This is a genomic window from Acetobacter indonesiensis (assembly GCF_000963945.1).
Lineage (GTDB): Bacteria > Pseudomonadota > Alphaproteobacteria > Acetobacterales > Acetobacteraceae > Acetobacter > Acetobacter indonesiensis.
The window spans coordinates 1-11,472 of the sequence record NZ_BAMW01000009.1 but is presented as its reverse complement, the minus strand read 5'-3'; the positions used below and the strand labels follow the sequence as shown (position 1 = coordinate 11,472).

Below are 11,472 nucleotides of genomic sequence, written 5' to 3'. Positions count from 1 at the left end.
AAAAACCGGGATGACACGTCTTATAGCGAAGAACGCAACGCAGGGCACGGCCCAGTGTTACGCGATGGGCCTGTTTTCCCGCACTCTGCTGTGGCGTAAGGTGCTGAATAAGAGGCGAAGCGCGTCACACAGGTTCTGTTTTTGCTCAGTAAATGGGGGAAGAATGTCTTTTTTCAGCCGGTTTTTGAAAAAGAAAAAAGCCTCCCCAGCCGCGCCGCAATCGCCCCTTACGCTCATGCAGGCTGCCAGCAACGTGACCGAGTTGGAGGTCATTGCTCCGCAGGCGGCATTGCTGGTGCAGGATGGTGTGCTGCCCGATGGGAGTCAGTCCGTGTTTCACGGTTGGGTGTCTGATGCTCTGACGCTGCGCCAGTATAAGCTAAAGGACGTTGTGCTTGACCGATCCCTGATGGTGTTTTTGCAGCAGGGCCGGCTGATTACCGATACCAATTATCTCCAATCACCCGATGCACTTGCGGCCCTGACCATAAGGCCGGACGATCTGATCGCGTCCCCCGCAGAAGATGTTGCTGCCTGCTTCGACCATTGGGACACCAATTACTATCATTGGCTGGTGCATACCGTCCCCACCTTGTTTCAACTGAAACAACAGGGCTTTAACGGTAAGCTTATTCTGCCGCAGTTGACCCCATGGCAGCAGGAAACAGTGCGGCTGGTCGGGTTTGACCCGGCCCACAGCATCCTAACCCAGCCCGGCAAACATTATGCCTTCAAGACTGTTCTCTACACTGATTACGTGCGGGGGGCGGCTGACTTCTCCCCATCCGTTCTTGCACGGAGCGCGTACCATGCGCTGGCGACGCAAGCTGGGGTAACCGGGCAGGAGCAGCGCACGCTGAACCTGTTTATTGAACGCGGCGCAGCATCAAACCGTGCCATGCCGAATGAGGCAGCCCTGACGCAGGCCCTTACCGAGGCAGGATTTACCGCCGTCAGGCCTGAAACCATGAGCATTGCGGAACAGGCCCGTCTGTTTGCAAAGGCCCGGATTGTTGTGGGGGCATTGGGGGCGGGCATGGCCAATCTGGCATGGTGCCGCCCCGGCACAGTGGTGTTTGAACTGGTGCCCCAACACCATCAAAACCCTTGCACCCTGTCGCTGGCCACTCAGATGGGCCTGCCTTATTGGGGGGAACTGGTTGAAACCGGGGTTGAGGCGGAAAGCCATGTTGCCGGGTCTCAACGTGCGTTTAATGTTCCCGCCATTGTGCAGCGTGCCAAACAGCTAGCAGATTATGCACGCGACACTGTGCCCTAATGGCACATCATGCCCCGTTTCCACCGGGGATGATGTGCTGGCTATCAGGAACGCTTGTTCCATTCTGCCAGTTTATCAACCACGGCCTGTGCGGACATGGTGCGGGCATCACCTAGTTCCAGCGTGGCATCGGCGTTCAGCACTTTGCCATCGGGGGTGACAACCAGCGCAACCGGAATAGCTTTAATCTTGATGCCGTATTTCTGGGCAATGTCCATGTTCTTGTTGAAGTGGTCCACATTCACGGACACGACCACAAAGTTTTCAGCAACCCACGGGGCAATCGCCGGGTGGCTCAGCACGCCTGCCAGCACGCGACAGTCCGGGCACCAGTTTGCACCAAAATCCAGCAACACTTTCCGGCCTGTTTTCTTGGCCTGGGCAAATGCATTTTCAACCGCAGCCGGTGCGTCTTCTGGTGCGGCATAAGGGTGGGCGACCGCTGTTATCTGGGCATTGCCGACCTGTGGCACAGGCTGTGCGGCAAAAGCTGCCCCCGTGGTTGCAGCCAGCGTGAGGCCTGCTGCCAGAGACAGGGCGGGAAAGGACCGATAAAAGATCATACGCGCACACTCCGTGCTTCATAAAAATAACGTGGTTTGAGTGTAAGCTGATACAGGTGGGTTTCGTCAATGTCCGTTTGAAGGCGGTGCAATAGGCCCGGCATAGGGCATCACGCTTTCTTTATGAAAAGAAAGACGTTTTTATAAGAAACAATCGCTATCCTGCTGTGTCATAACATCCAGCAAAAGGCGGACCCAACCGCCTGCTTTTCATGAGTGCGCCATGTCCGTTTCTGCTTTACCCTCTGCCGACACAGTTGATTGCCCCGCACCGTTCAGTCCGCTTCATCGTCCCACATTTTCCGTGCCAGCAGGGGCGTGTGACACCCATGCGCACGTTATTTCGGCCGATACAGCGCATTTTCCCCTCACGTCAGATCGTAGTTATACGCCCCCCGCCGCACCGGAGCATGCGTATCTGGCCATGCTGGATGCACTAGGGTTGGCGCGTGGTGTGCTGGTCCAGCCGAGCATTTATGGCACGGACAACCGCTATATGCGTGACGTGCTGTCACGCCACCCCAACCGTTTGCGTGGGGTAGCGGTAATAGACGCGGACTTGACCAGTGATGCCGACCTTGAGGCTATGCATAAGCAGGGCATACGGGGCGTGCGCATCAACGCGCTGTTCCGCGGTGGTGTGGGGCTTGAAACCATGGAGCAGCTTGCCATGCGAATTGCGCCCTTTGGCTGGCATATCCAGTTTCTGATTGATGTGTCCCGCGCGCTGGAATTGCTGCCGCGTATTGGCCGGTTAGGGTGCGGGGTGGTGATAGACCATATGGGCTATCTTTCGCCCACACCGGGGCCGGATGTGGGGGCCATGAAGGCCCTTGAAAAATTTGTTGCCGACAAAGGCTGGTGGGTAAAACTGTCAGGGGCCTACCGCCTTGTGCAGAAACTGGATGATATGACGCTGGTGACGCCTATTGCGCAGCGGCTAATCCGGGCCAACCCGGACCGAATGGTATGGGGGTCAGACTGGCCGCATGTGTCTGTGCGGGAAATGCCTGACACAACAACTCTTCTTTCCAGGCTGGCCGACTGGGCACCTGATGAGGCTCTGCGTCAGAAGATATTGGTGCAGAACCCGGAAACTTTGTACTGTTTCTGAAGAAAGGCGGCTTTATCGCGCACCCTGTTGGGCACATTTTTCATTTCCTGCTGATATCTCAATAAAAATAAAAAATGGAGATCAGAATGGCGTTGTTGGCCAGGCTTTCCCGCGCGGAAAAAGCAACTTGCCTGTCAGCCTTTGGCGGCTGGATGCTTGATGCGTTTGACTACATGATTTTCACCTTCGTTATCACCACACTGATAGGGCTATGGCACATCAGTGCAGCCTCTGCCGGGGCATTGGTCACGGTTACGCTTCTGTTTTCTTCAATCGGTGGGTGGGGCGCTGGTATTCTGGCTGACCGCTTCGGGCGTGTGCGGCTTTTACAGGCCAGTATTCTCTGGTTTTCCGTCTGCACGTTCCTGATTGGGTTTTGCCAGAATTTTACACAGCTTTTTATTGTGCGCACATTGCAGGGTATTGGCTTTGGCGGCGAATGGGCTGTGGGGTCCGTGCTGGTGGGTGAAATTGTGCGGGCCGAACATCGGGGCAAAGCGGTTGGCCTGATTCAAAGCGGCTGGGCCGTAGGGTGGGGGGCAGCAGCCTTGTTTTATGCGCTGGCCTTCAGCCTGCTCTCTGCTGATACGGCATGGAGAAGCCTGTTCTGGATAGGTATTCTTCCGGCCTTTCTGGTGCTGTATGTTCGGCGGCATGTGCCTGAACCCGCTGCCTTCAAAACGGTTATGGCTAAACGTGACCACGCAGATACGCCCCCGTTCTGGGCAATTTTCAGCCCCTCACTTTTTAAGACAACCGCTCTTTCAGCTTTGCTGTGCCTTGGCATTCAGGGGGGCTACTACGCCATCACAACCTGGTTGCCGACGTATCTGGAAAAGGAACACGGATTATCGGTCATTCATACCGGGGAATACCTGATGGTTGTAATTATCGGGTCATTTCTGGGGTATGTATGCGGGGCGTTCCTTGCTGACTTATGGGGCCGCAAGCCAACCTTTTCATTTTTTGCCGTGCTGTCTCTGTGCAGCGTGATAGCGTATCTGCTGCTGCCGCTGACCAATACCCAGATGCTGATAGCAGGTTTTCCGTTAGGGTTTTCTGCATCTGGTATTTACAGTGGTCTGGGCGCTTATCTTTCCGAACTGTTTCCTCATGCCTTGCGGGCAAATGGGCAGGGTTTTGCCTATAATTTCGGGCGGGCAATGGGGGCGTTTTTCCCTGGTTTAATCGGGTTTCTCAGTCAGGCTATGGGGTTGGGAAACGCCATCTGCGCCTTTGCCGCCTGCGCCTATGGGGCGGTGCTGCTGATTGTGCTGTGTCTGCCAGAAACAAAAGGCAAGGTTTTAAGCGCAAACTGAAAAGCAGGGCTTTCATGAGCAAACCGACCTGCACGATGAGGCCCTGATCATCGTGCAGCATGTTTAAGAAAAATCAGTGTCCGTGTGCGTCGGACGCGCCGGGTTGCAGAACAAACAGACGGGAGCAATAGGGGCACACAGTCTGGTGTCCCCCAATTTTCAGGAAAACACGCGGGTGCCCCAGTGCGCCTAATCCGCCATCACATGCGATTTTGCGTGTATCAACAACAATGGTTTCCACATGCCCAAGCCGGGGGCGCGGGGTGGGGGTGGTGGGCTGAATAAGCATTCCGCCAATCCTCTCTCGGTCAAGGCTGGGCGCGCAGGGGTCTCTCTGGCGTCATAGTGCGCAGGATGATACGCGTTGAAGATGCCAGTATCTACCTCTCTTCACATCCCATACGCGTGAGCATGTCCGTTTTTACCGTCATTTCCACACTGTTTCAGCGGGTGCAGGGCTATGGTGATGGCAGGCAAAAGCTGTGCGCCGCCTGTTGCGTCAGCCTGTTGAGCATGGCTTCAGCATGCAGTTCCACCATGCCGCCAGCCCCCACGCCCCCAGCCCGATTTGCGGCTGCGGCACGGCTGGTTCCGGCAAACATGGGCCTTCCTGTTTCCGATGGCGCGGTTATACCCGCCCGCCGCTGGCCCGCTACGGCGCCGGAGCACGCCATCCTGCTGGCATATCATGGCTTTAACGATAGCCGAGATGCGTGGGAGAGTGCTGCACCGTTTTTCACCCAGCACGGCGTTACGGTTATTGCGCCAGACCAGCGCGGGTTCGGGCAGGCCCCAATGCGGGGTGGCTGGGCTGGGGTGCCCCGTATGTTGGCCGACATGCGCGATGAAATTGCCCAGATACGCGCTGCACACCCAAACACACCCCTATATCTTGCAGGGGAGAGCATGGGTGGTGCTCTGCTCATGCTGCTTATGGCTCAACCGGATGCGCCTCACGTTGCAGGCACAATATTGCTGGCTCCCGCTGTCTGGAATCTGGGTGTTGGGGCGGATGTACCGCTACGGGTGGTGGCGACGCTTTTTCCTAAAAATCTGGTTACAGGGCGTGAACTACCCGTGCATGTTGTGGCCAGCGATAATATGGCGGCCTTGATACGTCTCTATTACGACCCTCTGACCCTGCGAGCCACCCGTCTGGAGGCTTTGAGGGGGCTGGTCGGCCTGATGAAACAGGCGGGTCAAGCCGCCCCCGCCCTGCATGGCAAAGTGCTGTGTGTGTATGGAGATCAGGATCAGCTTGTCCCGCCAGAGGCCATGGCGCACATCTGGCAGACGATGCCATCCACCGTTCGGCGAGATCTGATACCCGGCGGCCACCATCTTCTCCTACGTGATCGAAATGGCCAGATGGTTATGACGGATATGGTGGGCTGGATGATAAACCCTGAAACATGGCTCCCTTCAGGGGGAGATTTTACCGCATCGGCATGGGCAGCGTTGGGGCAGGGGCAGACACAATGGGGCAAAAACGGCGTGCCGCTTTTCCTGCCCGCGCAGCTTGATGGGGTGGTGTCCCCTTAATTATGTCTTGGCATGCAACCATTTTCATACAGAAATGTTGAACAGAAACATCGTTTTAAGAGGGAATACCCCATGCGCCGTTTCGTTCTTATGCTGGTTGCTCTGTCTTTTGTCGGGGTGACAGCAACAGCCTGTCAGCCACATAAAAAAACATTTGGTGAAAAAGTGCAGGATACGCTTGATCCGCCACAGGGGCCGGCTGAAAAAGCAGGCCGTGCCATAGACCGTGCGACGGACGGAAAATAAACCCCGTCTTTTACCGATTATTTTGTAATGCCTAAGAAAACCGCTGCCACCGAGCCTGATACTTGCTCAGTGCCGCAGCGGTTTTTCACGATTGAAGGTGTGAAAATCAACAAGACGTTCTGCTAACTCAATTAACGGAACAAAAAACAGATTGCACGATGCGGTGCACAAAAGATAACTGGTGGCACCCTGGATCTTCCACCCCAAAAGCTATGATACGTTCAGACTTGAAAGCCATCATAGATGGTTGGAAGTGTCTCGCTTCATCGCCTGCAAAAACAATTATAAAAGGGAAGCGTTACGTAGAAAGTAAGCATAAGCGCAGACTCAATATCGCTCTCGCAAAGTTTCGATAGAAAATAGAGAGGTGATTAGGGGCGTCTTAGCAGATCAAAAGGAACGGGCTCTCAGAAATAAAGCGAGTCATCTGCTTGGTTGACTAATTGTTGCTCATCTATAAATCAGACAGTACGTTTTAGAATTTAATCTGACGGCAGCGTAAACAATACATATAAAAATGTTAAAAAATAGCTATTTTTCTAGAAGTTAAAAGCATAAATTATATAATTAACAAATAGTATTTATAAATATTCCATGTATTTATTATATTTTTATAAAAAATAAAAATATAATAAATAAAAAAGTAAAAAAATTTAAAATAATCACATTTTGTATTCAATTAAAATATAAATTAAAGGAATATAAAAAGAAAATTTTATAAAAACTAACATATATAATTAAAAAAGAAAAGCATACAGAAAAGTTATTTGTCTATTATTCTATTGCCACATAAATGTCCTGAAAATTTCATAATTTTTACAAATATTTCATTTCGGACGAATTTGGTATCTTTTTGTTATATCAGCCTTGTAGCCTAACGACGGTGTTAGTTTATTTCTAATCACCGAATTCGTTAACGAAGCTTTACAGCTCGGGAGAAGTGATATGGCTACAACTTACACTCAAACTGTGAATGGCATCACTTACACGATTGTTGACAATGGTTTTGCTCTTAATGGAGGGCGCAGCTACACAGCAACAATTACCGATAGTAACGGAAATTACATTCTAAACAATAAAAACATTAACACGGGGCTTTTAAGTACAGGTCTATTTGGAACAGGTGGTGTTGTTGTTGGCACGGATGGCTATACTGAACTTTTAAGCACTCTTTCATCAGGAACATTTGTAACACTCCCTGGGGCGACAGGTGGCATCGACATTGCCGTGTCTCTTTTGGCGGGTAATACTTTTTATATTGGTGGTGACACAACAATTAATGTGGCGGTCAACGCAATCGGTGCTTCGAACATAAATGTGTATGGTGGAACGGCCACTTTTTCTGGGTCCCTTTTAGCAAATGCACTTAGCGGCAGCACAATTAACATTGCCTACGGTGGCAAGTTTAATACCGGTGTTGGGCTTGTGAATATTCTTGGTGGCTCTACAATCAATTTTGGCGATGGTGGCGGAACGCTGATTGCGAATGGCGACTCAACGCTTATTAATTTGAGTGGAACAACAATAAATAATTACAACCCTAGTAAGGATGTTATTGAACTTCAGGGTCAAATAACTCAAGTTACGTCTTATTCTATCTCAACAAACAATGGGTCATCTGCAGTTACACTTTATAATGGGACTACTGAAATTGGCTATTACGAGGCCAACCTTGCATCTGGTGTAACTTTAGCGTCTGGCACATATACTCCTGATAGCGGGGCCAATCCACTCTCAATCACTTATGATGCATCTAATACTTACATCGGTGTCTGCTTTCTTGCAGGAAGCATGATTGAAACATCGAGCGGTCTATGCGCCGTAGAAACAGTAAGCGTTGGTGATCAACTGGCCACTTACAACTGGCGTAATAATACAACTGTCCCACGTTCTGTTGTCTGGGTCGGTAAAAAGCATGCAACAGTGCGTGAAGGGTTGCCTGAAGCAGATGCAGGTTATCCGGTCCGTGTTTTTAAAAATGCGTTGGCAGAAGGCGTTCCTTATAAAGACCTACTTATCACTCCCGAGCATTGCTTGTTTTTTGAAGGTCGTTTTGTTCCTGTCCGCATGTTGGTTAACGGTATTTCCATCGTATATGATAAGACAATGACGTCTTACGACTACTATCACGTTGAAACAGACGAGCATGCAGTCATTTCTGCGGATGGGGTTCTTACAGAAAGCTATCTGAATACTGGCAACCGTACTACATTTCGCCAGAATGGACCGGTAATCAGCATCGGGGGCACCACTAAAAATTGGGAAAATGATGCGGCAGCCCCGCTGTGTGTTGACCGTGCGTTCGTTGAACCACTTTTCAGGGTGTTAGCTGAAAAAGTCGGTAATCGCGATGAAGTGCAGCAGACCACCATGGACGCAGACCTTCATCTCGTGACCGACAAAGGCGCAATCATCAGGCCCGTACGGAGTGCAGGCATGACTTACAGCTTTATGATGCCAGCAAATGTACAGAGTGTGCGCATCGTTTCACGTGCCAGCCGACCAAGCGATGCCATTGGTCCCTTTGTCGATGACCGGCGTCTTCTCGGCGTCTGCGTGGGGGAGATCAGTTTTATGGTCGGGAGCAGAGTAAAAACTTTGTCCACTCATCTCAAGACAGAGGCATCTGAAGGGTGGTATCCCACCGAAAGCGGCAAATCAGCCTGGACAAATGGGAGTGCTATTTTGACGCTTGGTGATTTGGCAAAAAATAAAATGGGCATGCTGATGGTCAATATTCAGGCAGCAGGGCCATATCTTCTTACTGAATACTTTGATGAGACTTCACGGAAAACCTTAGCGGGCTAAGTTTTACGAATATAGCTGAGCGTAAACCCCCATTCCGTACAGGGACTGGGGGTTTATCTTGTCAATACAATAGCATCTTTACTTAAAAAATATTAGTTTACAACAATCATTGGGCATGTGGCAGATTAGTTAGTCGGCTTATAAAGCGCAAAGCTGGCAAACCCACAATAAAATTGGCAAACGTAAGCGTTAACTTATTGTTTAAGATGGATTTTTCTAGAATGGCGGACCCGAGAACCGCCTAACTAGAGTCCCAGATAGTTTCAGGGCGTTCCAAAAACCCTTTATTTTCTAGTGCCTTACTCTCTGATGTGTCCACCGTTGTTTCTGGACGTACCTCTAAAGCCCATGTTTTAAGGGGGGTAACAAGAGGGGTAAATATCATGAGTCGTCTTCCGCCCAATCGTCTGACTGCCCTGCATATCTCCCGTCACAAGAGCGGAAGCATATGTGACGGAGGGGGATTGTGGCTTGTGGCAAAGGGAGGCTCCCGTCTTTGGGAAATGCGTTTCAAGTCACCCGTGACCGGCACGCGCCGCCAGATGAGTCTGGGGAGTGCGTTTGATCTGTCTCTATCAGACGCTCGCGCCCGTGCTTCTGATTGCCGCCGCATGATTGAGAGCGGCCTTGACCCCATAGTGGAGCGTGAGAAAGCGAAGGCTGAGCGCAAGTTAGAGACTGGCGTTACCTTTGCCGAAGTGGCTGCCCGCTACATTCAGGAACAGGCCCCCGGCTGGAAAGACCAGAAAGCAACAGCAACATGGACGGGCTCTCTTTCGCAGCATGTCTTTCCAGTGTTCGGCAAGAAGGCCGTGCGCCACATCGACACTCAGGACGTGCTTGCGGCCCTCCGTCCAATCTGGACAGAAAAGACAGAAACAGCGGGACGACTTCGAGGCCGGATTGAACGCATTTTAGACTATGCCCGCGCACAGGGATGGCGTGAGGGCGAAAACCCGGCCCGATGGAGGGGGCACCTGTCTGCCACACTGCCGCCTCCGTCAAAGCTGATGAAGGTTCAGCACTACAGCGCCGTGGGGTGGAAAGATATAGCCCCGGTTATCACCGCCCTGTGTGCATCGGAGGGCATTGCAGCCAAGGCTGTGCGCTTCTGCTGTTTGACTGCCGCCCGGTCTGGGGAAGTGAGGAAAGCCGTCTGGTCTGAAATTGATATGGCAGCCCAAATCTGGACCATCCCTGACCACAAGATGAAAGCTGGTCGGGAGCATCGCGTGCCGCTGTCTGCCGATGCGCTGGCCGTTCTTGAGGAGATGCGGCCCCTCCGTGACCACGCTGCCGGTGATCTTGTCTTTCCCGGACACAAGAGAGGCAAGCCTCTGTCTGATGTCGCCTTAAGCAAAGCCCTTCACCTTGCCGCCAAGACAAAGGAGGTAACAGTGCATGGCTTGCGCTCCACCTTCCGGGACTGGACATCTGATACCAACGCCTGCCCTCGTGATGTTGCGGAAATGGCCCTTGCCCACGCCATAGAGAACAAGGTTGAAGCCGCTTACCGAAGGACTGACCTGCTGGACCAGCGCCGCCCGCTTATGGAGGCTTGGGCCGCACACTGCCGGGGATGAGGTAAAGCGCATCCGGTATTGTATTTTTGTGTCGGGACTGTCGGGATTGTCGGGAGCAGCCCAAAATATGGCTATTTTCTCCCGTTTTTTAGGGGGCAAGTTGGTCCCGACATGCAAATATCGTTGTAGGGACTGTCGGGAGCGCCTGTGTATGCAACCGGGCTTGGCTTGGCTTATGGAGCAGGGACCGCACCACAAACGAGAGTTTGTATAAGTGCGCCATTCTGGGATGGGGGGGTATAGGGGGGCAAAAGGTTGAAATCGGCTTGTGTGTGGACCGAACACCTCCCCATTTTTTGCGCGTGCGAATTAAAATTTCTGGCTGAATTAAACCTTGGGCCGCCTCTGAAATCGCGTTTTGAATATCAAGTTTTTGGAGGTTCTCGGAGCCGATCCTCCCAGCCGTTTTCTCGCTATACCCGGCCCGGATAGCGGCCTGCGCAACCTTAACATTTGATAACAGGCTGACTCTTTCGATTTCATGTTTTTTCAAGAGGGCCGCTTTGCTCAGAGCCGCTGTTATCAGCAAACCCGGTCACACTGCTTCGCCACTGTAAGAGCAGCGGAAAAAGCTTCCACCCTCGCGCGCGTGCGCGTACTGGTCACAAAACTCAGCCCCACCGGCACCCGAACCGCGCCATGCAGAAATCGTTTAGAGCCTCCTCACGTCGCCACATTTCATCGAAAGCGGCCTCATGGATGCGACGATACGTTGCATGGTGCATCCCTTTTGGTCGGGACGGATCACGTGAGGAAAAACTACCTCCGCAACTCCCGCCAATTCGTTGCAAGAGCTTCTCCTGCCTCATCCATGACCGGCCTATGGCGTCCACATTCCGGCTTTCATAGGTCATGTTGAAACAATGCCGACACGCAAGCTGCTTGGAATTGCTGGACAGGTGCAGGGCCGAGACCCTCCTCGCACAATATGGGCAGATCATCCAAGGCCGCCTGCCTCCATAATTGCAGTCTGACCATGAAACACTAATGGGCATGACAACGCGCAGGCTCTCTCGGT

11 protein-coding genes are annotated in these 11,472 nt (G+C 52.1%); 7 read left to right on the top strand and 4 right to left on the bottom strand.

From position 1 onward, the window contains the following. The first annotated feature begins 163 nt into the window (after nt 1-163). Nucleotides 164-1,279, top strand: coding sequence for a glycosyltransferase family 61 protein (locus Abin_RS04010; protein ID WP_048845081.1), 1,116 nt, complete (start codon nt 164-166; stop codon nt 1,277-1,279). 44 nt (nt 1,280-1,323) lie between these two features. On the opposite strand, the gene Abin_RS04005 is transcribed toward Abin_RS04010, so the two are convergent. Continuing rightward, nucleotides 1,324-1,842, bottom strand: coding sequence for a thioredoxin family protein (locus tag Abin_RS04005; protein ID WP_048845080.1), 519 nt, complete (start codon nt 1,840-1,842; stop codon nt 1,324-1,326). A gap of 223 nt (nt 1,843-2,065) precedes the next feature. Between Abin_RS04005 and Abin_RS04000 the strand changes: the two genes are divergently transcribed. Together Abin_RS04000 and Abin_RS03995 are read left to right on the top strand one after the other, a co-directional pair. Further along, entirely contained in the window at nt 2,066-2,956 is an 891-nt protein-coding gene (locus Abin_RS04000) for an amidohydrolase family protein (RefSeq protein ID WP_048845079.1), read from the top strand. Nucleotides 2,957-3,042: 86 nt separating this feature from the next. Continuing rightward, entirely contained in the window at nt 3,043-4,275 is a 1,233-nt protein-coding gene (locus Abin_RS03995; protein ID WP_048845078.1) for an MFS transporter, read from the top strand. A 73-nt stretch (nt 4,276-4,348) separates the two neighbouring features. On the opposite strand, the gene Abin_RS03990 is transcribed toward Abin_RS03995, so the two are convergent. After that, nucleotides 4,349-4,564 (bottom strand): zinc-finger domain-containing protein, encoded by a 216-nt coding sequence (locus Abin_RS03990; RefSeq protein WP_048845077.1) that lies wholly within the window; start codon nt 4,562-4,564, stop codon nt 4,349-4,351. 65 nt (nt 4,565-4,629) lie between these two features. Here Abin_RS03990 and Abin_RS03985 point away from each other — a divergent pair, with 65 nt between their 5' ends. From Abin_RS03985 to Abin_RS03970, 4 genes are all read left to right on the top strand, one after another. After that, entirely contained in the window at nt 4,630-5,817 is a 1,188-nt protein-coding gene (locus Abin_RS03985; RefSeq protein ID WP_052948160.1) for an alpha/beta fold hydrolase, read from the top strand. A 72-nt stretch (nt 5,818-5,889) separates the two neighbouring features. Next, nucleotides 5,890-6,063: a hypothetical protein gene (locus tag Abin_RS03980; protein ID WP_170237862.1), complete on the top strand. Its 174-nt coding sequence runs from the start codon at nt 5,890-5,892 to the stop codon at nt 6,061-6,063. Between the two features lie 945 nt (nt 6,064-7,008). After that, nucleotides 7,009-8,871, top strand: coding sequence for a Hint domain-containing protein (locus Abin_RS03975; protein ID WP_084593447.1), 1,863 nt, complete (start codon nt 7,009-7,011; stop codon nt 8,869-8,871). Between the two features lie 383 nt (nt 8,872-9,254). Beyond that, nucleotides 9,255-10,454 (top strand): tyrosine-type recombinase/integrase, encoded by a 1,200-nt coding sequence (locus Abin_RS03970; RefSeq protein WP_048845076.1) that lies wholly within the window; start codon nt 9,255-9,257, stop codon nt 10,452-10,454. A gap of 88 nt (nt 10,455-10,542) precedes the next feature. Here Abin_RS03970 and Abin_RS03965 read toward each other — a convergent pair whose 3' ends face one another. Beyond that, entirely contained in the window at nt 10,543-10,947 is a 405-nt protein-coding gene (locus Abin_RS03965) for a terminase small subunit (protein ID WP_084593455.1), read from the bottom strand. A gap of 118 nt (nt 10,948-11,065) precedes the next feature. Next, on the bottom strand, nt 11,066-11,472 hold a 407-nt coding region (locus Abin_RS15590; RefSeq protein ID WP_219810477.1), incomplete at its 5' end, for a hypothetical protein.

What these genes read in the sequence shown, in the direction of transcription:
- Abin_RS04010 (WP_048845081.1), top strand. Translation starts at nt 164, where the DNA reads ATGTCTTTTTTCAGCCGGTTTTTGAAAAAGAAAAAAGCCTCCCCAGCC.
- Abin_RS04005 (WP_048845080.1), bottom strand. Translation starts at nt 1,842, where the DNA reads ATGATCTTTTATCGGTCCTTTCCCGCCCTGTCTCTGGCAGCAGGCCTC.
- Abin_RS04000 (WP_048845079.1), top strand. Translation starts at nt 2,066, where the DNA reads ATGTCCGTTTCTGCTTTACCCTCTGCCGACACAGTTGATTGCCCCGCA.
- Abin_RS03995 (WP_048845078.1), top strand. Translation starts at nt 3,043, where the DNA reads ATGGCGTTGTTGGCCAGGCTTTCCCGCGCGGAAAAAGCAACTTGCCTG.
- Abin_RS03990 (WP_048845077.1), bottom strand. Translation starts at nt 4,564, where the DNA reads ATGCTTATTCAGCCCACCACCCCCACCCCGCGCCCCCGGCTTGGGCAT.
- Abin_RS03985 (WP_052948160.1), top strand. Translation starts at nt 4,630, where the DNA reads ATGATACGCGTTGAAGATGCCAGTATCTACCTCTCTTCACATCCCATA.
- Abin_RS03980 (WP_170237862.1), top strand. Translation starts at nt 5,890, where the DNA reads ATGCGCCGTTTCGTTCTTATGCTGGTTGCTCTGTCTTTTGTCGGGGTG.
- Abin_RS03975 (WP_084593447.1), top strand. Translation starts at nt 7,009, where the DNA reads ATGGCTACAACTTACACTCAAACTGTGAATGGCATCACTTACACGATT.
- Abin_RS03970 (WP_048845076.1), top strand. Translation starts at nt 9,255, where the DNA reads ATGAGTCGTCTTCCGCCCAATCGTCTGACTGCCCTGCATATCTCCCGT.